This is a genomic window from Flavobacterium sp. CFS9 (genome assembly GCF_041154745.1).
Classification (GTDB): Bacteria; Bacteroidota; Bacteroidia; order Flavobacteriales; family Flavobacteriaceae; genus Flavobacterium.
This window is the reverse complement of the sequence record NZ_AP031573.1, coordinates 301,883-324,140: the sequence shown is the minus strand read 5'-3', so window position 1 is coordinate 324,140 and position 22,258 is coordinate 301,883. Positions and strand designations below refer to the sequence as shown.

Annotated in this window: 20 protein-coding genes and 1 tRNA gene; 7 read left to right on the top strand and 14 right to left on the bottom strand. The window is 36.1% G+C overall.

The window, feature by feature from the left end; translation table 11 throughout:
- Positions 1-52 precede the first annotated feature (52 nt).
- From ACAM30_RS01160 to ACAM30_RS01145, 4 genes are all read left to right on the top strand, one after another.
- Positions 53-484, top strand: a complete 432-nt coding sequence (locus tag ACAM30_RS01160) for a PaaI family thioesterase (RefSeq protein ID WP_017496067.1) — start codon at positions 53-55, stop codon at positions 482-484.
- A 3-nt stretch (positions 485-487) separates the two neighbouring features.
- Positions 488-1,567 carry a chorismate-binding protein gene (locus ACAM30_RS01155; RefSeq protein WP_369616839.1) on the top strand — a complete coding sequence of 360 codons (1,080 nt, stop codon included), beginning with the start codon at positions 488-490 and terminating at the stop codon, positions 1,565-1,567.
- A gap of 127 nt (positions 1,568-1,694) precedes the next feature.
- The gene (gene bshB1 / locus ACAM30_RS01150) at positions 1,695-2,411 is read left to right on the top strand and encodes a bacillithiol biosynthesis deacetylase BshB1 (RefSeq protein ID WP_369616838.1); all 717 of its coding nucleotides are present in this window, start codon (positions 1,695-1,697) and stop codon (positions 2,409-2,411) included.
- Positions 2,412-2,479: 68 nt separating this feature from the next.
- A tRNA-His gene (locus ACAM30_RS01145) sits at positions 2,480-2,553 on the top strand.
- 1,011 nt (positions 2,554-3,564) lie between these two features.
- Here the strand turns inward: ACAM30_RS01145 and ACAM30_RS01140 are convergent.
- The 9 genes from ACAM30_RS01140 to ACAM30_RS01100 all read right to left on the bottom strand — a co-directional run bounded on the left by ACAM30_RS01140 (position 3,565) and on the right by ACAM30_RS01100 (position 15,862).
- Positions 3,565-4,413, bottom strand: a complete 849-nt coding sequence (locus tag ACAM30_RS01140) for a neutral zinc metallopeptidase (protein WP_369616837.1) — start codon at positions 4,411-4,413, stop codon at positions 3,565-3,567.
- A 92-nt stretch (positions 4,414-4,505) separates the two neighbouring features.
- Entirely contained in the window at positions 4,506-8,558 is a 4,053-nt protein-coding gene (locus ACAM30_RS01135; protein WP_369616836.1) for a PAS domain S-box protein, read from the bottom strand.
- A gap of 95 nt (positions 8,559-8,653) precedes the next feature.
- On the bottom strand, positions 8,654-9,442 hold the full coding sequence (locus ACAM30_RS01130; RefSeq protein WP_369616835.1) for a hypothetical protein: 789 nt from the start codon (positions 9,440-9,442) through the stop codon (positions 8,654-8,656).
- A gap of 126 nt (positions 9,443-9,568) precedes the next feature.
- Positions 9,569-10,897: an aldehyde dehydrogenase gene (locus tag ACAM30_RS01125; protein WP_369616834.1), complete on the bottom strand. Its 1,329-nt coding sequence runs from the start codon at positions 10,895-10,897 to the stop codon at positions 9,569-9,571.
- A gap of 77 nt (positions 10,898-10,974) precedes the next feature.
- A complete protein-coding gene (locus tag ACAM30_RS01120) occupies positions 10,975-11,664 on the bottom strand; it encodes an RluA family pseudouridine synthase (RefSeq protein WP_369616833.1) in 690 nt (229 codons plus the stop codon).
- A gap of 64 nt (positions 11,665-11,728) precedes the next feature.
- On the bottom strand, positions 11,729-12,079 hold the full coding sequence (locus tag ACAM30_RS01115; protein WP_369616832.1) for a four helix bundle protein: 351 nt from the start codon (positions 12,077-12,079) through the stop codon (positions 11,729-11,731).
- 137 nt (positions 12,080-12,216) lie between these two features.
- Entirely contained in the window at positions 12,217-13,035 is an 819-nt protein-coding gene (panB, locus tag ACAM30_RS01110; RefSeq protein ID WP_369616831.1) for a 3-methyl-2-oxobutanoate hydroxymethyltransferase, read from the bottom strand.
- Positions 13,036-13,085: 50 nt separating this feature from the next.
- Positions 13,086-14,285: an SH3 domain-containing protein gene (locus ACAM30_RS01105; protein ID WP_369616830.1), complete on the bottom strand. Its 1,200-nt coding sequence runs from the start codon at positions 14,283-14,285 to the stop codon at positions 13,086-13,088.
- Between the two features lie 149 nt (positions 14,286-14,434).
- Positions 14,435-15,862: an L-serine ammonia-lyase gene (locus ACAM30_RS01100; protein ID WP_369616829.1), complete on the bottom strand. Its 1,428-nt coding sequence runs from the start codon at positions 15,860-15,862 to the stop codon at positions 14,435-14,437.
- Positions 15,863-16,180: 318 nt separating this feature from the next.
- Between ACAM30_RS01100 and ACAM30_RS01095 the strand changes: the two genes are divergently transcribed.
- From ACAM30_RS01095 to ACAM30_RS01085, 3 genes are read left to right on the top strand one after another with little or no spacing between them, the layout of a single operon-like run.
- Positions 16,181-18,328: a cation:proton antiporter gene (locus ACAM30_RS01095; RefSeq protein WP_369616828.1), complete on the top strand. Its 2,148-nt coding sequence runs from the start codon at positions 16,181-16,183 to the stop codon at positions 18,326-18,328.
- Between the two features lie 23 nt (positions 18,329-18,351).
- Complete coding sequence (locus ACAM30_RS01090; protein WP_369616827.1) at positions 18,352-19,095, top strand: DUF2625 domain-containing protein; 744 nt, start codon at positions 18,352-18,354, stop codon at positions 19,093-19,095.
- Between the two features lie 35 nt (positions 19,096-19,130).
- Entirely contained in the window at positions 19,131-19,493 is a 363-nt protein-coding gene (locus tag ACAM30_RS01085; RefSeq protein ID WP_369616826.1) for a glyoxalase, read from the top strand.
- Positions 19,494-19,519: 26 nt separating this feature from the next.
- On the opposite strand, the gene ACAM30_RS01080 is transcribed toward ACAM30_RS01085, so the two are convergent.
- The 5 genes from ACAM30_RS01080 to ACAM30_RS01060 form a co-directional block, all read right to left on the bottom strand.
- Positions 19,520-19,888, bottom strand: a complete 369-nt coding sequence (locus ACAM30_RS01080; RefSeq protein WP_369616825.1) for an iron chaperone — start codon at positions 19,886-19,888, stop codon at positions 19,520-19,522.
- A gap of 49 nt (positions 19,889-19,937) precedes the next feature.
- Positions 19,938-20,405, bottom strand: coding sequence for an SRPBCC family protein (locus tag ACAM30_RS01075; RefSeq protein ID WP_369616824.1), 468 nt, complete (start codon positions 20,403-20,405; stop codon positions 19,938-19,940).
- A 97-nt stretch (positions 20,406-20,502) separates the two neighbouring features.
- Positions 20,503-21,009, bottom strand: a complete 507-nt coding sequence (locus tag ACAM30_RS01070) for a DUF1772 domain-containing protein (RefSeq protein WP_369616823.1) — start codon at positions 21,007-21,009, stop codon at positions 20,503-20,505.
- Positions 21,010-21,123: 114 nt separating this feature from the next.
- Positions 21,124-21,705, bottom strand: a complete 582-nt coding sequence (locus ACAM30_RS01065; protein ID WP_369616822.1) for a TIGR00730 family Rossman fold protein — start codon at positions 21,703-21,705, stop codon at positions 21,124-21,126.
- Positions 21,705-22,232 carry a GNAT family N-acetyltransferase gene (locus tag ACAM30_RS01060; protein ID WP_369616821.1) on the bottom strand — a complete coding sequence of 176 codons (528 nt, stop codon included), beginning with the start codon at positions 22,230-22,232 and terminating at the stop codon, positions 21,705-21,707. The genes ACAM30_RS01065 and ACAM30_RS01060 overlap by 1 nt, the downstream gene beginning before the upstream one ends.
- Positions 22,233-22,258: the final 26 nt, after the last annotated feature.

Genomic DNA, 22,258 nt, shown 5'->3' with positions numbered 1-22,258 from the left:
CAAATTTGTATCTCATCTTTTCTTTAATTTTACGTTTTTAAAGACTATTTTAATGAATTATACAAAAGAGCAGATTTTAGCGCGCTGCAATGAGTTTTCGAAAAACACGTTAATGGAAACGCTAAAAATCGAATATATCGATGCAGGGCCTGATTTTTTAACTGCAAAAATGCCTGTAAATCCTTCTGTTCATCAGCCCATGGGCTTGTTACACGGCGGAGCTTCAGTAGCTCTTGCAGAAAGTGTAGGCAGTGCAGCCTCCTTCTTTTTTATCGATATGAAGGAACAGGAAGTACGCGGAATCGAAATTTCAGCAAATCATTTGAAAAGTATTCGGGAAGGCTGGGTTTTTGGAACAGCAAGAATCATTCACAAAGGAAGAAGTATCCACTTGTGGGAAATTAAGATTACTGATGAAGAAGGAAATCTGATTTCACTTTGCAAACTGACTAATATGGTTTTGGAAAAAAAGAAAACAGTATAGAGTATGGATGATTTTTTTTCTAAAATTAGAGTGCAGTACGAAAAGGGTTTGCCTTTTGTAATGTATTCTAAACCAAATTCTACTACTATTTTTGCACTTTTACAGCAAAATGATACGTTATATAAAATCTCCGATTATAAAGAGAAGGGTTTTGTTTTTGCTTCTTTTGATGAAAAACAACTGATATTGATTCCGGAGAATGAATCTGAAATTTTAGCCACAGAGCAGGAAGAAATTGCTTTTGAAACCGCTGAAATTGAAGATTCGATTAATGATAATGAAGCCAGATTACACTATGAAGCATTGGTTTTAAAAGGAATTCAGGCGATTAAGAATGACGAATTCAAAAAAGTAGTATTGTCCAGAAGCGAAAAAGTAACTTTAAGCGAGTTTGATTTTGTATCTACTTTTCAGCACCTGATTCAATTGTATCCTACGACTTTTTCATATGTTTTTTTTCATCCAAAAATTGGTTTGTGGATGGGAGCTACACCGGAACGATTGCTGAAAGCCAATGGAAATGTTTTTGAAACTGTGGCTTTGGCCGGAACACAAAAAGCAACCCTGGAAACGGATATTTTGTGGCAGCAAAAGGAAAAAGACGAGCAGCAATATGTAACAGATTTTATTGTAAAAAGATTACGTGAAGTAGCTTCTGCTGTTAATGTCACAGAACCTTATAGTGTGAAAGCAGGATCGATCTGGCACATCAAAACGGATATTTCAGGAGTATTGAATGATAATTCGACGCTTGAAGAAGTTATCGATACACTGCACCCAACACCTGCTGTTTGCGGTCTGCCAAAGAAAAAAGCAAAAGCCTTTATTATTGAAAATGAAAATTACGACAGAACTTTTTACACGGGATTTCTGGGTGAGTTAAACAGCAGTTTTGCTAACGATGAGATCAGCTCTGATTTCTATGTAAATTTACGCAGCATGCGAATTCAGGACAATACGGCAATTTTGTACATGGGCTGTGGTATCACAAAAGAAAGTGTTCCGGAAAAGGAATGGGAGGAAAGCGTGAACAAGTCGATGACAATGAAAAGAGTGTTGAGAGTTATGAGTTATGAGTTATGAGTTATCAGTCGCAGTCTCAGTTTTCAGTCTACTGACAAGAAAACTGAGACTGGGACTGGGACCGGGACTGCGACTGAAAACCTGAAACCTGAAACTAAAAAAACAAAAAGCAAAAAAACAAAAAAAGATGAAATTAGACATATTAGCATTTGGTGCACATCCTGATGATGTGGAATTGGGTTGTGCAGGAACAATTTTAAAGGAAGTATCACTGGGTAAAAAAGTGGGTATTGTCGATTTGACGCGCGGAGAATTAGGAACGCGTGGTACGGCGGAAATCAGAGATGAAGAAGCAAAAGAAGCAGCAAAGATATTAGGAGTTCTGGTTCGTGAAAATCTTGGCATGCGTGATGGTTTTTTTACGAATGATGAAAAACATCAGCTGGAGGTCATCAAAATGCTTCGAAAGTACAAACCGGAGATTGTATTGTGTAATGCAATTGACGATCGTCATATTGATCATGGGAAAGGAAGTAAATTAGTTTCGGATGCCTGCTTTTTGTCCGGACTGGTAAAGATCGAAACCTCAATAGACGGAGAGCCCCAGGAAGCCTGGCGACCAAAGGTAGTATATCATTATATTCAATGGAAAAACATCCAGCCAGATTTCGTTGTGGATATCACAGGTTTTGAAAAGAAAAAGGTTGAAGCGGTTTCAGCATATAAAACTCAGTTTTATGATCCGAATTCAAAAGAACCTGCTACGCCAATTACGAGTAAAAACTTCTTTGAAAGCTTAAATTATCGTGCGCAGGACTTAGGAAGACTTGTTGGGAAAGATTTTGCCGAAGGTTTTACTGTTGAAAGGTGTTTGGCAGTCAATAGCTTAGAAAATTTATTGTAAATTTTTCATTTTTTTCTTTGTAGAACTCAACATTAGTTATATATTTGCACTCGCTAAGCAGAAAAATGGTGGTTGTAGCTCAGCTGGTTAGAGTAGCGGTTTGTGGTGCCGCGGGTCGCCGGTTCGAACCCGGTCAGCCACCCAGAAATTAAAGCCTTGAAGAAATTCAAGGCTTTTTTTGTTTTTGTACAAAAATGAATCTTTATTATTTCTAAATTCCGAATTCCAAGTTTCAAGTTTCTAATTCCGGAAGCTAATACAGTAAGCAGCTCTGAAAGAGTTTTAGCAACAGCATAGTGCGTAGCACTATGAATGATGACGGTAATTATCGTTTTCGCCCTGAAAGGGCAGAAGCTTATACGCAAAAGTTGGATTTATACCATTTTGAGTTATATTTTCTAAAAGAGTGGTTTGTTCTTTATTTAAGATTATAAAGGTATAAGTTTGCTTTTGCCCCTTCAGGGCAATTTTTATGCCTTAATATTGCGCACGATGTTGTTGCTTTTCGGGTTTTCAGCCCTTTTTTCTTCAATTTTTGTTCTTGATCCATATTGAGGGTAAAAAAAATTGGTTTCTAATTTCTGGGTTTAACTTTCAAGTTTCAGGAGTTAATACCATATGCAGTTGCTCTGAAAGAGCTTAAGCAGCAGCATAGTGCGAAGCACTATGATTTGATTCATTAGTGGAGTATCGCCCTGAAGGGGCAAAAGCAGATTAGCTGCAGATTCTTATTATCAAATAAAAAAGATAATTTCTATGATTTTAATCATGTAACGGATTGAAATTCAATGCTACCTTTACAATGTAAAAAATAAAATACTTAACCTATAAGAGTATGGTCAAATAAAGTAAAAATGGTAGCACTGTAAGGTTGATCCTAGTATTTCTCCTGAGTCGAATGTAAAATTTGGAATTTGAATAGTTTGTAATAAACCCCAATAATTACAAAAAAAATCCAAAGGACAATTTCGATTCAGGAGTTTTTAATTTAAAAAGGTTGGTTATAAAATAATCAGAAATGAAACTTACAGCACTTAAGAGGATTCTTAAAGTTTTTTTTTATTGCATTTAGTGAATTGGTAAGGGAAAGAAACGAAAAAGCATGATTCTAAAAAAATCATGCTTTTTTGTTTATTACAATTTAGTTTGTGAACTATCTTATTTCATCAAAGGTATTCCCTTGTTTAATGTCTCCGGTTTGGAAACCTTTTTTGAACCAGAACATTCTTTGTGCGGATGTACCATGAGTAAAGGAATCCGGAACTACCTGTCCCTGCATTTTACTTTGGATGGCATCGTCACCAACGGCATTGGCAGCACTCAGGGCCTCTTCAATATCGCCAGCTTCTATATATTGTTGGTTGTCATGAGCCCATACACCGGCATAAAAGTCTGCTTGTAGTTCCAGTGCTACAGATAGCTTATTCGCTTCGGCTTCACTTTTTCCTTCCTGTGCTTCTCGCATTTTTGCCGAGGTCCCCAACAGTGTTTGTATATGATGGCCTATTTCGTGCGCTATAACGTACGCAATAGCAAAATCCCCACCTTGGGCACCAAATTTAGTTTTTAGTTCTTCAAAGAAGCCTAAATCCATATATACCTTTTGGTCTCCCGGGCAATAAAATGGTCCTGACGCTGATGATGCACCTCCACAGGCTGTGTTTACGGATCCTCTGAAAAGTACTAATTTTGGTTTTTCATAGGTAAGTCCTTCTGCTGCGAATTTTTTCTCCCAGGTGTCTTCGGTTTTAGCTAAAACAGATCTTACGAAATGTCCCATTTCTTCATCTTCTTTACTCAATGGGGCAGCAGTCTCAGTGGCTTGTTGTCCGCCTTGCATTTGCTCCAATACATTACCTACCGTTTGGCCGGTTTCTCCGCCAAAAACATTCAATAATAAAATGATAATACCAATAACGCCACCGCCAATGGCAACTTTACCGCCAGAGATTGATCTTCGGTCTTCAACGTTGTCGCTTTCTCTTGTTCCTTTCCATTTCATAGTAATTTGAATTTTAGTTCGTAAAGGTTTGTGTTGTACTAATTTATATTTTTTTTAGGAATAATGACGTAATAGCCGAATTTAGTTTTGTATTATTTTAGCCATTTTACCAAAGCTTCTTCGACACTGCCTTTCATGATGGGTTTAGAGATGTAGTCATTCATTCCTGCAGAAAGACATTTGTTGCGTTCCTCTTTTTCAGCACCGGCTGTTACGGCAATGATTGGGATGTCTTTTCCTATAATGGTATTTCTGATGGCTCTTGTAGTTTCGTAACCGTTCATAATAGGCATCTGAATATCCATAAAAACCAAATCAGGATTGATGTTTTCAAATTGACTTACGGCTTCGTAGCCATTTTCGCATTCGTGTATGTAGGCGCCGCTGTACAGATTTTTGATGATGGTTTTTAAAAGCAGCATGTTAACCTTATTGTCTTCCACAATCAGAAAAGTAATATTTTTTTGATCTGAAATCGGGTCTTCAGAATTTAGTTCGAGACCGGTATTTTGAAGTTCGGTATTGTATTTCTCGCTAATGCTTTGATTGCTTGTTTTTAAGTTCAGGTCAAAATAAAAATTACTTCCTTTGTCGATTTTACTTTCCAGCTGTAAACGGCTTTCCATTAAAGCGAGTAATTGATTTGAAATAGTCAGTCCTAATCCCGTACCTCCAAATTTTCTCGTCGTAGAGCTGTCTTCCTGAGAAAAGGCTTTGAAGATTTTCTTCTGATTTTTTTCGAGAATTCCAATTCCGGTATCCACTACTGAGAATCGGATAGTGCAATTGTTGTTGTCGCTTTTTTCTAAAACAGAAACATTGAGTTTGATAGAACCTTCGTTGGTAAACTTAACTGCGTTTGAAAGCAGATTGATTAAGATTTGTTTGATTCGCACAATATCGGTCCAGATGTATTTGGGCACATCGGGAGCAACATTCAATTCTAACTGCAGATTTTTTTGATTGGATTCGTATACGATTAGATCAAAAACCTGTCCGAGTACTTTTTTAATGTCGTATAAATCGATAAAAAGTTCCAGTTTTCCTGCTTCGATTTTCGAGAAATCAAGAATATCGTTTATGATATCCAACAGCGAATGTGCTGACTGGTTGATCGTGGTCATGTATTTTTCCTGAATTTCTTCAAGGCCGGTATTCATCAGTAAATGAGTGAAACCAATGATACCATTCAAAGGAGTCCTGATTTCATGCGACATATTGGCCAGAAAATCAGACTTGGATTTATTGGCTGCTTCGGCCAGCTGCTTGGCTTTTATAGCATCTTCGCTTTCTTTTTTGTTGGTAATGTCGAAATAAATTCCACCCACAAATTCAATTTCATCCCCTTTTTTAATCACGTCTCCAAATTCCTCTACCCAAATAAATTCACCTGTTTTCCGCCGTATGCGATAGACGTTGTGCAACGGCATTCCGCTCTGTAGATTGTCAATTTGGTTGTTGACCACTTCATCTTTGTCATCAGGGTGAATAAGAGATAGAAACGATAAATTGTTTTCAATAAACTCTGATTTGGAATAACCGGTAAGGTTTAAAATTTCATCATTGAGGAATATTTTGGTAGAGAAAGCATCAAATTTTGACAAGTATACCGTGCCGGGAATATTGTTGGCAATTAATTTGAATTTTTCCTCACTTTCGAGAATCCTGGTTTCGTTTCGGTTTCTTTCCAGTGCCGATGAGATGTTATTGGCCAGGACCTGAAAGATATAAATTTCTTCTTCAGACCATTTTCGTTCTTTGGTACAATCGTCAAAGCCTATGAATCCTGTAAAAATATCGTTGATGTACAGCGGTAATATCAGAATCGATTTGATTTCATTGGCAATCAGCAGCTGTTTGAAAAAAGTATCGTCTAGTTTACGGGTAAGCGTATTGACGATTTTTTTGTTCTGAGCAGCTTCGTAAATTTCGTGTAACTGGTCTTTTGTTAATCGTTGTAATTTTGTGATCTGATGCTCAATACCTTGTCTGGACCATTTGTATTTCTGACTTACAGTATTTGTTGTGAAATCTTTTTCGTAGTAGTACATATGATCTACTTTGGCAGCTTTTCCAATTAAATTGTAGGTCTCCTGAAACATTTCCTGAGTAGATTTACTCATCAGAAATTTCTCGGTACATAGGGAAAGTGCTGACAATAGCTGACTTTTGAATTCTAATTTTTTTTCGGCTTCCAAACGCATTTGTGAGGAGATGGCCAATGAGATTACATCCGAAATGGTACGGGCGTAATTGATATCCTCATTGTCCCAGTTTCTTTTTTCTTCGGTACTTTCAAAACAAACCACTCCTACAAGCTGTCCGTTTAAAAATATAGGTACATCCAGCATCGATTTGATGTGGTTTTTGGTAAAGTATAATTTTTGAAATTCGGATGTCTCGAGCTTATTGAAAACATCCGGAGCATTGATGATTGCTTTGCTTTTAAGTGTTTCAAAATAAATTGGATAAGATTGTTTGTCCAATATATTTTTGTCATTAAGATGCTGTTTGTCAATGCTGAAAAGATTCTTGCAGCTGATTAAGTCTTTATGACATTTCCAGAAGCTCACCCGATTGGTTTTGGTTACAATTGCTGCTTCTTTTATGATATAATCGATAACCGTATTTAAATTGTCGTATTGACTAAAATCGGTAGTCGAGAGTTTATTAATCGAATTGTTATACGACTCGATTTTTTTCAGACGTTTTCTTTTGTCGTTCTCAATATTTCTAATTTCGGTAATATCGCGGGCTATTCCGGCAAAACCAATTGTTTGCCCAAGGTCATTTTTTCGAACAATAATTTTTTGCGAAATCCAAAGTTTTTTCCCATTCTTCTTCAGAATAGGAATCTCAATGGTGGGGAAATTATTTTCATTCAATTCCAAATTTTCATAGAAATCTACGGCATTACGCTGATAGTTTTCATGAATGAAATTAGAATAATGCTGCGAGATAATTTCGTTCTCAGAATATCCTAATATCGAAAATCCAAAGTCATTGATAAAAGTAAAATAGCCATCAGAATCAATTTCAAAAATGATATCTGTAGCGGTTTGAATCAGGTTTTTGTATTGATCGCGTACGGTAATTTGTTCTGTAACATCCTGACCGATACTAATAATTAAACCTTGGGAAAATCTTTTGTCTTTCCACTGTATGTATTTGTATTCCCCGTTTTTGCTTCTTAATTTCCTGATGTAGAGCTTGTCTTCTTCATGAGTTATAGTGCTGAGGTTTTCAGAATAATCGGTCTCATTTGTTAACTTCCAAAATTTAGCTCCCATAACTTCTTCCGGTAAATATCCCAGAATAGAAGTGATGGTTTCGCTGCAAAATAAGACTTCGTTTTTTTCGTTCGTGGCAATGGTAAGCGAATTTCCTTTGTGTACAATTTCATTAGTGAATCGGAAATTATCGCTGTTGTTTAACAGTACAGCATATTTAACCTGGTTAAGAATGAAGATCAGAACGCAGTAGTTGATTAAGATAATGGATGATTTTACGGGAATTAATTGATAAACAACCGTTGTAATCAGAAAGGTAAAAACTAATCCGACAAAGAACCAGTATAATTTTATGGGTTTTAAGATGCTGTAGGAGAAGTAGAAGAAGATTAGAAAAGCAATTATAGGAATAATATCGTTGGTGCGATAGATGATATTGTATCCGATATAAAAGAGATAAACAAAGAAGGATAGAATAAATATCGACTGAACCCGCTCTCTTAAAAACTCAATTTTGCCAATTATGAAATAAAATAAAAGCATTGAGAAACCTATGCTTACATTTACTAAAAGTAGACTTTTTGGCCTGATTTTAAAAATTTCGTTGATGATTTCGATTACAATTAATGCAATACCAAAGAACAAAATATAGAGATGATACTCTTTGTTTACGGTCTCTGTTTCCGGTTTTCTTTCGATGAAGTAGCCAATTCTGGTCTTGATCCGGAAGAATTGGTATACGAGAAGGGTCAGAAAAGCAATCATCGACAATCCTAACATAATAAGCTTAGGGTTGTTGTAAAATATGATATCTGAATTGATGACATACCACTTCGTAATAATTGATTTCAGGGCATTACCAAGTATGGCAACTCCTGGGATCAACGAATTGAAAAGACTATAGTTCGCTACCATAGAATTCGGGGGTATGTTTGGTTTAGTAAATCTTTTATTTTGAAAATTTCAACAGAGCAGGTTAGACTCTTTTTTAGTTGAAATTTTATATTTTTTTAAAAATCAGACTGACCGATAGCGTCAATAGGATCTTCTTTATCCGTTTTTATAATAGCGCAATATATGGCATAAGTCATGGAGTAGCTAAAAGGAATGGTGAAGATTATCCCAATACAAAATGCACAAAGACCAACCAGCATAGCTCCAGCTATAGTAATCATCAGTGCTATAAACATCAATGGCTGCCTACTTATTAGGAGGAAACTTGATGAAATGGCATCAACTGCTTTTAAGTTCCCAAATACGATAAGCGGAATGGTTAAAAAGGTAAAAAAGGATAACACCAGTGAAAAAACTAATCCTAATGAATTTAATTTTTGAATTTCTAAAAAGGTAGTAACGATAACGCTAAACAATGAAATTAAAAATGTAGCGAGGAAAATCTGTGAAAAATGACGGCTTTTGTAATACGAAAAGATCGTAGAAACATTGAACTCCTGATCTTTTTCTGCACAATCAGCCATTTTTAAAAATCCGGCTGTAAAAGGGCTCATAATTGCCGATACTAAGGCTGTTGCCATAACATAAATGATTATGTTGATCTGAGACAGATTTTGAGGCTGAAAGTTAAGCAGGTATAATTTTGTCAATTTATCAACGCTAAAAATAGCATCTACTACAAGATAAGCGACAAGTCCAAAGAATACAGAAAAAACTAAAAGTATTAATCCCGCGTAGACGGCTATTTTTTTATAATTTTCAAAAGCATGATTGAAAACAGTTGAAAAATCTAAGGTATAACCATGATTTTTAATGTCTTTGATCTGATCGGATGTAGATTTCATTTTCAGTTGAGTAGAATTATTTTATATCGACGAAATTTTAAATAATTAATGCGCCGTAAATATAATATTTTTAATCAATTTGATATGAAAATCTGGAAAACAATGCGAAATTGTTTTTTTTAGACATTACAACCAGTTCAATAAACGTTTTAGGGATATCAGTTTGTCTTTGTAGGGGGCGTAACGCATTGGTAAATCGAGCCAGTTTGCTTTTTTAACGACAGCTTTGTGATGCGAAAAAATATCAAAGCTCAATTGACCATGATAAGCACCAATACCACTATGACCAACTCCTCCGAATGGTAATCTTTTGTTTGAGAAATGAACCACAGTATCATTGATACAGCCTCCTCCAAAGGAATGGGAAGTAATTAGTTTTTTAGCAAAATTTTTATTTTCACTGAAGACATAAAAGGCAAGAGGTTTTTCATAACGACTGATCACGTTGTGAATATCAGCTTCTGTTTCGTAAGTCAGAATAGGAAGGATAGGGCCAAATATTTCTTCTTTCATGACCGGACTGTCCAAAGCGGGTTCTTCAATTAAAGTAGGGGAGATATAGTTTTTTTCAGCAGCTGTTTCTCCTCCAAAAATAACCTTTTCACGTTCGATCATACTGTCTAGGCGTACCCAGTTTTTGGTATTGATGATGCGGGCAAAATCAGGAGATTTGTCTATTTTTTTACCGTAGGCTTTTAGAATTTCTTCTATTAGAAAAGAAATAAAATTGACTTTCATGTTTTTCTGAACCAGGATATAGTCCGGTGCAATACAGGTTTGTCCGGCATTCATGAATTTTCCCCATACGATTCGTTTTGCGGCCAGTTTTAAATTGGCAGTTTCGTCAATGATACATGGGTTTTTTCCACCTAGTTCTAAAGTTACGGGAGTTAAATTTTCGGCAGCAGCTTTGGCTACAATTTTTCCAACAGCAACACTTCCGGTGAAGAAAATATAATCCCAGCGCTGTGCCAGTAGTTTGTTAGAAACTTCAACACCGCCTTCAATAACTTCCACATGTTTGACATGAAAGGTCTTCTCAATAATTTTAGCAATTACTGCTGAGGTATGAGGCGTCAGTTCTGAAGGTTTCAAAACAACTCTGTTTCCGGCGGCTACAGCTGAAATTAAAGGACATAAAGCCAATTGAAACGGGTAATTCCACGGAGCAATTACCAAAACATTTCCATAAGGTTCTTTAAAAATATAATCGGTAGAAGGAAAATTGAGCAGAGAAGGCAAAACACGTTTTGGTTTTGCCCATTTATTAATGTTTTTAATGGTATCCTTTAGATCCGAAATTACATAGTTGGTTTCGGTTAAAACAGCTTCAAATTCAGGCTTTTTAAAATCATCGTACAAAGCTTTTACAATCAAATCCTCGCTTTTCTGAATGTTGTACAACAATTTCTTTAACGTTTCTTTCCTGTAGGCAATGTTGTTTTTATAGTCCATAGTGTATAATCCGATTGATTTTTTGCTTCTGCAAGTTAATCGATAAAACTTGAAATTTTAACAATTAAATCATAAAATCATATCGCATTCCAAATGGTCTCGTCGGGAACAGGAGCGATTATCGTGATATTTTCTTTAGAAACGGGATGTATAAAAACTAATTTTCGGGCATGAAGATGTATTCCTCCGTCAGGATTACTTCGATCAAAACCATATTTTAAATCACCTTTTATAGGAGAGCCAATCGCAGCCAACTGGGCACGAATCTGATGATGACGGCCGGTATGTAAATTGATTTCAAGTGCCACATAATTTTGAAGCTCTTTGAAAACAGTATAATCCAGACTGGCCAGTTTACTGTCCGGAACTTCCTTTAAATGTGCTTTTGAAGTATTGTTTTTCTCATTTCTTTTGAGATAATGAACGAGTTTCGCAGAGCTTTGCTGCGGTTTATTTTTAACAACAGCCCAATACGTCTTTTGAGTTTCACGATTACTGAACATTTCGTTCATACGTGACAATGCTTTACTGGTTCTGGCAAAAACAACAATTCCCGTTGTAGGCCTGTCCAGACGATGAATCACCCCCAGAAAAACGTCTCCGGGTTTATTGTATTTGTCCTTAATATATTCTTTTACAATATCAGATAAAGGTTTATCCCCTGTTTTATCTCCTTGTACAATATCACCCACACGTTTGTTGACCACAATGATGTGATTGTCTTCGTGAAGGATTTGGAGGTTGTTTTTATTAGAAACGATTTTCATTTTAGACTCTCTTAGACTTCTTAGATTTTAGACTTGCTTAGATTTGCTTGGATACTTTTGAACTTCACAATAAGGTTGTCCTGAATCTTGATGTCATTTTAATTATTTCTTCTAAAAGTGGGATTAATTCAGTTATGTCTTCTTCATTTATAAAACCTAAATCGGATGAAATAAGAAGTTGTGTTTCTACTTCGTATGCTGAACCAATTGCGATTTCTAAAAATTGTGCGAATTCTTTATTGGAATTTCTTGAAGAACCTTCAGCTATATTTGAAGCAATCGAAACAGAAGCCCTTCGTAATTGATTTGTTATCCCAAATTTCTCTTCACTTGGAAAATTAGCAGTTGCATTATAAATTTTTGAACAGAAGAGCCTGCTTTTCTTCCATATTAGAAGTTCTTTAAATTGATGCATACTTTATTGTTAATAATGTTTTATAAGACAAGCTTAGATTTTTAGATTTGCTTTTTTTTAATATTTAAATACACAGATTCTAAGAAGTCTAGCGTCTAAGCCGGTCTAAAAATCTAAGCAGTCTAAGTAAGTCTAAATTAATATTGTTCCCCTGAATTTGGAAAATCCTTTGATTTTACATCGGCAGCATATTGACTGATGGCTTGTGTCATTTCTTCGTATAAGTTTAAATAACGACGTAAGAAACGAGGACTGAATTCATTGTTCATTCCTAACATATCATGAATTACCAGAACTTGTCCGTCTACACCGCCACCGGCTCCGATTCCGATTACCGGAATAGAAATGCTTTTGGCTACCTGTTCGGCTAAATGTGCCGGTATTTTTTCTAAAACAATACCAAAACAACCAATTTTTTCCAGAAGTTTAGCATCTTCAATTAATTTTTCAGCTTCTTCATCTTCTTTTGCGCGAACGCTGTAGGTTCCGAATTTATAGATCGATTGAGGTGTTAAACCTAAATGCCCCATTACCGGAATTCCTGCGTTTAATATTTTTTTGATAGATTCTTTAATTTCTTTTCCTCCTTCAAGTTTTACAGCATGTCCGCCGCTTTCTTTCATGATTCTGATCGCAGAACGCAAAGCTTCTTTTGGATCTGACTGGTAACTTCCGAAAGGTAAATCCACCACTACTAAGGCTCTGTCTACAGCGCGAACTACAGACGAGGCATGGTAAATCATTTGATCTAAAGTAATAGGCAATGTCGTTTCGTGACCTGCCATAACGTTTGATGCAGAGTCGCCTACCAGAATGACATCGATTCCTGCGGTATCAACAATTTTTGCCATTGTAAAATCGTAAGCTGTAAGCATTGAGATTTTTTCTCCATTGCTTTTCATTTCGATTAATGACTTTGTGGTGATTTTTTTATAATCTTTTTTTGCTACTGACATTTTTGAGTTTTTTTGAATGTGTAAAAGTATTGAATAATTATAGATTGAAATCAGCAATAGAAGATTATTTCAATCGTAAATAATTTTTCGTCTCTGAATTCTATTCTAAATTCGCTGTCTTCCAGTTGTATAGCGTATAGATGTGGGTGTTTCATGGAAGCACCGATATAAGTTCCGTATTTTTCAATAAATGCTTTTTCGGTCAGAGTATGATCCAGAGAAGCTGTCGGGCTGAAAACAAGTTTGTTGTTTTCGTTGATAAAAACCTTTGTTATTTCGGCCTGATTTTTCTTTTCGTCTACTGATACTTCAAAATCCGGATAGTAGTAAAAGAGCTCACTGAGGTAAATGCCGCATTCGTCGCTTACTGTTGCTTTTTTAGGAGGTTTCCCAAAGCTTTTGACTAAATCTTTTTGCGAAAAAAAGAGTGATTTGGTTTTAATTCCTTTTAAAACAAATTCCGCTTTTTTACTGAAAGCTATAATTTCTTCTGGTTTTTTGGTTTTAGCTAATCCTTTGGCAATAGCGATATTCAGTTCCGTATCGGCCAGAAGTTTTGGGTCGTTTAATTGTTTTACAACTTCATAATATCTTTGATAAGCAGGCGCCAGTTTTGTATTTTCACTGTTCCAGGCCAATTCTACAATTCGTTCGCCAATTGTTTTGCGTTCTGCAACCGCATTGACATTCAGCTTATCAAAATCTTTGAGTAAAGAATTAAAATCGGGTCTTTTTCCAAGGAATTTCCCAAGTGTAAATTGTGCGTACTCGGGATCACTGTGACCTTGTATGTTTACCCATTCGTCCGGATTTTTAGGGAAATAATTTACCGCTACAGGATCTCCGGTGAACAGAATAGCTCTGATTTTTGAGTTTTTGTCCGGGAGCGCTCTTGCTTTTAAACCGGCGACTAAAACAAAAAGATGGCTGCTGCCGTAGTAATTGTCATTCCCTTCAATAATTGGATTTTCAGGGTCAATTATTTTAACATCTTTTGCGTTTAACCTTGTTGCAATAAATTGCTCAGGAACATAACCTTCAGAGAAATTGTCGGATTTTACTTTGTACCACCCATTTTTACTTTCAGAAAGAAGCTGAACTTCTGCACCATATTTAAAATAACCTAAAAAATCACCAGCCTCATTGGTTGAGGTATACAAACGGGTATCAGAATTAAGAAAGTAACGTTCCTGCGAATACATCAGAGCAGAGCAAAGTAGTATTGCCGTAAGTAAGAAGTGTTTTTTCATGAAGTTTACTTTAGAGTTTTGACGCGACACGAGCGATAGCGAACTGACGAAGTAATTCCACAAATTTACCGAATTTAAATAGGCATAAGATAAGCACTAAATAATGAAAATTCGGCAAATTTGTGGAATTTGAAGCAACTTTTTAAGATTTAGCAATCCGCCATGTTCACGGCAACTGCTAACCCACCCTCTGAGGTTTCTTTGTATTTGGAATTCATGTCTTTGGCAGTTTGCCACATGGTATTGATTACTTTATCTAAAGGCACTTTTGCATTTTTAGAATCGGTTTCAAGGGCCAGTTCAGCCGCATTGATAGCTTTTATGGCTCCCATTGTATTTCTTTCGATACACGGAATCTGAACCAAACCGCCAATAGGGTCACAAGTTAAGCCTAAGTGATGTTCCATAGCAATTTCGGCAGCCATTAAAACCTGAGCTGGAGTTCCGCCCATTAATTCGCAAAGTGCCGCTGCCGCCATCGATGACGAAACGCCAATTTCGGCCTGACAGCCTCCCATTGCTGCAGAAATAGTGGAGCCTTTCTTGAAAATACTTCCAATTTCTCCCGCAACCATTAAGAATTGTTTGATTTCTTTTTCGCCTGCATTATGGTTTTCAATTACCAAATAATACATTAAAACGGCAGGAATTACACCCGCACTTCCGTTTGTAGGAGCAGTAACTACACGTCCTAAAGAGGCATTTACCTCATTCACGGCAAGTGCAAAACAGCTTACCCATTTCAGGATCTGACGAAATTTAACCTCCGTTTTTCTGATTTCTTCCAACCAGCTTTGCGGATCTGTATAATTAGATAAACCGATTAAATTCTGATGCATGTCAAAGGCACGTCTGCGAACATTTAAACCGCCCGGCAGAATTCCTTCTGAATGACAGCCAATGTACATGCATTCTAACATGGTATGCCAAACACGCATTAATTCGGAGTGAATTTCAGCTTCGGGACGCATCGATTTTTCGTTTTCATAAACAATTTCAGAAATCGATTTATTTTCGGTCACCGTATAATTTAAAAGCTCAACAGCATTTTGAATCGGGAAAGGGAAGGCACATTTGATAACCTCGTTGTTTTTTGCATTTGTACGCTCTTCTTTAACCACAAATCCTCCTCCAATCGAATAAAAAGTAGATTCATATTCAGAATCATCAGCTTTATAGGCTGTAAATTTTAATCCATTAGCATGAAAAGGAAGGAAATCTTTATTGAAAACAATGTCCTGAAGAAAGTAAAACGGAATTTTATATTCATTTGCGAGAATAATTTCGTGTTGTTCTTCAATGTTTTTAATAATACCGGCTATATTTTCGACCGGAATATATTCGGGATCCTGCCCGCTTAATCCCAACATTACCGACAAGTCAGTAGCATGACCTTTTCCGGTTAAGGAAAGTGATCCGTACAAATCGACTTTTACACGTGTAATCTGGTCTAAAATTGATTCGTTTTTCAGCTCCTCCAAAAAACGTTCAGCGGCTCTCCATGGTCCTAAAGTGTGTGAACTTGAGGGACCAACGCCAATTTTAAGCATATCAAAAACAGAGATACATTCTTCCATTGTGCAATTTTTATTAAGACAAAGATAATTGAATAATGCAATCCCGCTCAATTTTCTATTGTTAATGTTGCAGTTTTGTTAAAATAAATATTAAATAATAATAATTTGGCAACGAAACAAAATTAATTACTTAATATGGCATTTTCGTAGAAAGTTCGCATTTTTTTTAGGTATTTTTGTAATGAAACAATCACTAAAGAAGCCGTTTTTTCTGCTTTTCGAAGAAACGACAAATAATAACTTCTGAGATTTTATTTTGCTTTTGGCGCTTTTTTTCTGCGGAAAACTAAAATATTGTTAAGAAGATAAAATTACATTATGATAGAATTTTTCAGGCATTTTTTACAAGAATTCGAATTACCACTCAGTAATCCGGTATTGATTTTTTCTTTGATCCTTTTCATTATTCTTTTATCACCGATTTTACTGAAAAAAATAAATATTCCGGGAATTATCGGACTTATAATTTCGGGAGTAATCATTGGACCTCACGGATTGAATATTCTCGCCAAGAATTCGGCGGTTGATTTGTTTTCGACAATCGGACTCTTATATATCATGTTTATTGCAGGTCTGGAATTGGACATGAATGAGTTTAAAGCCAATAGGAATAAGAGTTTATTATTTGGATTTTTCACCTTTATCTTACCCTTATCAATTGGATTTCCGGTTTGTTTTTATCTGTTGAAATATGATTTTAATGCCAGTTTTTTAACAGCGAGTATGTTTGCCACTCACACACTGGTGGCGTATCCGATTGTGAGTAAACTTGGAATCGCAAAAAATCAGGCAGTGGCTATTACGGTTGGAGGAACTATTTTAACAGATACTGCCGTTTTGATTATTTTGGCGGTGATTATGGGAAGCAGTCAGGGAAGTCTGAATCAGGCTTTCTGGATTAAACTGACGGTTTCACTGGCCATTTTCTCGGCCATCATGTTTTTGGTTATTCCAAGAATAGCGAAGTGGTTCTTTAAAAAATTAGAAAGCGAAAAACACGCCCACTATATATTTGTACTTTCAGTGGTATTTTTTGCAGCGTTTTTAGCAGAGGTAGCGGGAGTAGAACCTATTATTGGAGCATTCGTTGCCGGTTTAGCGTTAAACCCTTTAATTCCGCATTCATCAGCTTTGATGAACAGAATTGAGTTTATTGGGAATTCTCTATTTATTCCATTTTTCCTGATTTCAGTGGGAATGCTGGTAGACATCAGCGTGATCCTGAGCGGACCAACTGCTTTAATTGTAGCTGGAACTTTGAGCGTTGTGGCCATTTTTGGAAAATGGATCGCAGCCTTTTTTACGCAGATTGTATTTCGATATACCAAAACCGAAAGACAGCTTATTTTTGGATTGAGCAGTGCTCATGCTGCTGCAACTTTAGCCGTTATCTTGGTTGGATTTAAAGCCAAAATCTTAGACGAAAATATCCTGAACGGAACGATTATTTTAATTCTCATTACTTGTATTGTGGCTTCTTTTGCGACAGAAAAAGCAGCTAAAAAGATTGCGATTTGCGAAGAAGAAGTTTCAAATGAAGATGCCAATGGTGATCAGATTCTGGACGAGCATATCCTGATTCCGTTAGCCAAAACGTCGGCTACGGAAAGTTTGTTGGATTTTGCACTTTTGATAAAAGATAAAAAATCATCTAATCCGGTGACGCTTTTAACGATTGTACCGAATAACGATCAGGCAGAAATTAACATCTTAAAATATCGAAAAGCGGTTGATAAATTTGTCATTCAGGGTTCTGCTTCAGAAGTAAAAATCAATACGATTGCCAGAATCGACCACAATCCGGCAAGTGGAATTGCGAGAACGTCCAAAGAAATCATGTCGGATATTGTGATCGTGGGATGGCCTAGAAAAACTGGCTTTCTGGATAAAATTTTCGGTGAAAATGTAGACTCGATCATCAATAATGTCGATAAATGTTTATTCATCTGCAGGTTTCAAAGAACATTTATTGAGGAGAAAAGATTGGTTTTTATCTGTCCGCCTTTTTCTGAAAGAGGGGTTGGATTTCCCCTGCTGCTGCAAAAGATCTCCCGATTGTCTCAGGAATTAAGTATTCCGATCGTTATTTATTCAGAATACAAAACACATGAAGCTATTGTGCAGATTGCGGCTAAATTGAAATTAAATGCCAAACTAGGTTTTAAAAGTATTTTGAACTGGGATGATTTTGAATCGATTTCGGACGAAATTAAAGCTACTGACCTGATTGTTTTCAATCTGTCCAGAAAAGGGTCCGTTTCGTACCAATCCATTTTCGACAGATTACCGCAGAAATTTGAAAAATCATTTAGTGATAACAACCTGATTCTGGTTTATGCACAAGAAGACCGTAAAGAGACTGCTATGGATGCCTACGATGATTTCACAGCAACACCATTGACAAAAGGTTTGGAAGCTATAGAACAAATTGGTCGTGGTTTGGGTAATATTTTGAAAAAAGGTTAGAATAAATAAATTGTAATTCTAAGATGGTACTAAAATTTCCTTTAATTGTATTGACCTTTTTAACTCTTACAGTAACTGCGCAAAATAAAATGAAAAAAGCCGAAGAACTTATAGACAAAGCCGATCCGGGATGGACTCTGGTCGAAGACTGGATTAAAACAGCAAAGAATAAAGTAGAAATTTTACCTGTTGATGCCTTAAAAGCAAAAGAGGTTTTGTATAAAACTCAGGTTACCACGCGCTCGCCAATGGGAGCTATTGTGTACCATACAGGAGGTCTTTTGATCGACGATGGCTGGATTAGAATTTTAGGTTCGGGAAATGCAAAATTCAATCGCACGCTTCCGGATTGGAACAAAGGGAAATCTTTCAATGATTTTGGCGAAGCAGCACCTTTTTTATTGGTTGCTGATGATGCTATTGGAGGTTTCTACCTTTTAAATGGAGGAGGATTGGGCACTGATGTTGGAAAAATGTATTATTTCTCTCCTGATAATCTCGAGTACGAACAGCTGGATATTACGTATTCTGAGTTTTTAGGATTCTGTTTCGACAATGATCTGGATAAGTTCTATCAGGGCAACAGATGGAACGGATGGAGAGCCGAAGTATCAAAATTAAAAGGTGATGAAGTTTTTAACTTTTATCCTTTTTTATGGACAGCTGAAGGAAACGATATTAATAAAAATTCACGAAAGATAATTTCGGTTCAGGAACAATACGGACTGAATTTAGATTTGCGAAAACAACTGGGTTTTGATAAATAGGAACCTGATTTTTTAAACTTCTAAAAAGAGCAATTATGAATCATAAAGCGATATCGATCCGGCCTTTTATCGGAGCCAAAGATTTTGAGATTTCCAGAAGTTTCTATCAGGATTTAGGTTTTGAAGAAGGAGTTTTAGATCCTAAATTTTCTGTTTTTAAAACGGGAGATTTGGCCTTTTATCTTCAGGATTATTACGATAAAACCTGGAATGAAAACACCATGATTTTTTTAGAAGTAGAAGATGTCGATTACTATTACAATCAGCTTTTAGCCCTTAACTTAACGGAAAAATACGGAGTAAAACTAACACCTATCGTTCATCAGGATTGGGGAAGTGAATGTTTTTTGCACGATCCTTCAGGTGTTTTGTGGCATTTCGGGAAGTTTAATAAGTAAAATTAACCGACCGTCGTCTGACAGAATTATTTCGTTTTTGCTTTTTCCAGGTTTTCTTTTACCCTGAACTTTACAATTTTGGTAATTAAATCATAAGGCATAGGCTGATGTAAAGGAAACTGTACAGAGCCTTTTCCAGATTTGTATTTTGACAGTTCTTCTTTAAAAGCATCATGTCCGCTGGGCAAAGCATAAAGTCCGATATGATTTTTGAAAGCCGCAAAATAAACTACGATTCCGTTTTGCTCAAAAGCAGGCATGGAATAACTTATTTTTTCTTTGGCATCGGGAGCTGCGTGCTGAATGGTCATTCGAATCCTCTCTAAGACTTCCTGAACATCATTTGGAAAATTACCAATATATTCATCAATGTTTTCGGGCTTCTTTGTTTCCATACGATTGTCTTAAATTGTTTAAAGTTTCAGGTTTCAGGTTCTTGGCTGTTTATTCCAATCCTTTAGGGAATCGATCCAAAACTAAATTCAGCTGGATTTTATGTTCTAGATAAGCTTTTGCTCCGGCCAACACTAAAGTAAATCCTTCCGTAGAATTTCGTACCTGATCAATTATTTTGTCCAGATCGCCTTTTAAACCTGAATTGGTGATGCTTACAAAGGTGTCATTTTCGTTTAACGGACTAAATATCCATTCGACTATTGAGGTTTCGTTAGGGGCTCCCCATTCGATTACGATTTTTTTATTTTCTTCTAAAACATGAGTAGTCACCGTTAATGAAAATCCATACATTTCCCAGGTCCATTCAGTAGTAGTGTTTTGTTCCAGTTTTCCGGAACTTTTTGTAAACCAAAATTTACTGGTGATTTCCGGATCTGTAAAGGCCTGAAAAACTTCTGAGACAGGTTTTCTAATCAGCATTTCGGCTTTTGCGAAGTGGTTGTTTTCTGTTTTCATGTTTTCTGTGTGAGATGTGAGATGTTAGATGTTAGATGTGAAAAGTGAGATGTAAAAGTTTAAAATTTATCTTTTCAGGGCTTCTAATTTATGAAATTTATGGTTTAGTTTTTAGTAAACAGCTAATAATCAAAAGTAAAAAAGAGATTATGGAAGCCACGACCCGGAATAGGTGTAGATTGTTCCATTTTGCTTCAAATTTACTTCTTAGGAGAGCTGCTTCCTGAATTGAAATAGGAACCAGATCTGTTTTATCCAGCATTTCGTTAAGCGGAATGTTTCCTAAAATAGTAACCAGAATAACGCCGACAAAATAGATAATGGCAGCACTTGCAGTAAGACTTAAAAGAACCGTATTTGATTTATGAAAATATGCTGTTGCAAAAGAAAACAGTAAAGAACCAAAAAAGACCAGAAAGAAAGACGGGTTCTGAATGCTGCGATTCATGTTCTGAAAAGCCCTGAGATAACTGATGTCATCCAATTTTCCAATTCCCGGAGTCACAGTATTGCCCCAAGTAAAAAATATTCCGGCCAAAAGCCCTGTGAATAAAGTAGCCAGCAGTAAGGTAATTGTTTTAGTATCTGTAATAAAAGTGTCCATAATTTTTATTTTTTGTTTAATACTGTAAAATTAGAAGTACTGATTCGCTGATACTTGTTCTGAAAGCATTATGATTTGTCTGAAAAGAATTTCTCCGGAACTATTTTTCAGCCACTAGGATTGTGTTGCATCGATCCATTTTCCGGTGGTTGGCGGAACATAGTTTTTCATTTGATACAATAAATTCTCAATAGTATTGCTTACCAGAAGCATTTCCTGATTAACGGATTTTAACAAACCTTTCTCCACCATAACTTTGGTTAGTTCAATCAGAGAATCATAAAAGCCATCGATGTTCAGAATGCCGATTGGTTTTTTATGCAAACCTAATTGTCCCCAGGTGAGCATTTCAAAAAGTTCTTCCAAAGTTCCAAAACCACCCGGCAGTGCAATAACACCGTCACATAAATCATTCATTTTGGTTTTTCTTTCGTGCATACTTTCCACGACAATTAATTCGGTCAGACCTAAATGTGCAATTTCTTTTGATCTTAAAAAGTTTGGCAGTACACCAATTGCTTTTCCACCTGCGTTCAAAACTCCGTCGGCGACAGCGCCCATCAGACCAACATTTGCACCGCCGTAAACCAATTCGATATTTTGTTGTGCTAAAGTTTTTCCAAGCAAGGCTGCCTGTTCTTTGTAAATTGTGTCAGTTCCAAAACTGGAACCACAGAAAACAGTTATTCTTTTCATTATTTTTTTAATTCGTATACAAAATTATAACGTGATGGCTCATTGTAATAAGCAACGTTTATTTCTCCTATTTTTACTGCACCCAGTTTTTCTATGGCTTTTTGAGAACGGAAATTTTCCGCTCCAATATGAAACTGAACTTTGTCAACTGCTTTAAAAGCGTAATCCAGCATCATCTTTTTCACCTGAGCATTAAATCCTGTGCCCCAAAATTTTCTTCCGTAGAAAGTATACCCAATAAAAACCGTTTTGTTTTCAAGGTCATATTCATAAAATCGGGTGCTGCCTGCAATTTCTCCGGTTGATTTATCGATGATCAGAAAAGCACCTTTGCTTTCCATAGCACCTTCAAAGAAATTTTGAAAAACTTCTCTTTCATAACGGTTTTTATTCGGATGCTGTTCCCAAATTAAAGGATCTGAAGCGACTTTGTATAATTTTTCAAAATCATTTTCCTGAAGCGGAATTAATTGGACCAGATCATCCTCCAAAATTTCAGGCTGCAGATTTAAAAGCGGAGTATTCATTTTAATTTTTTTAGTTACACAATAGT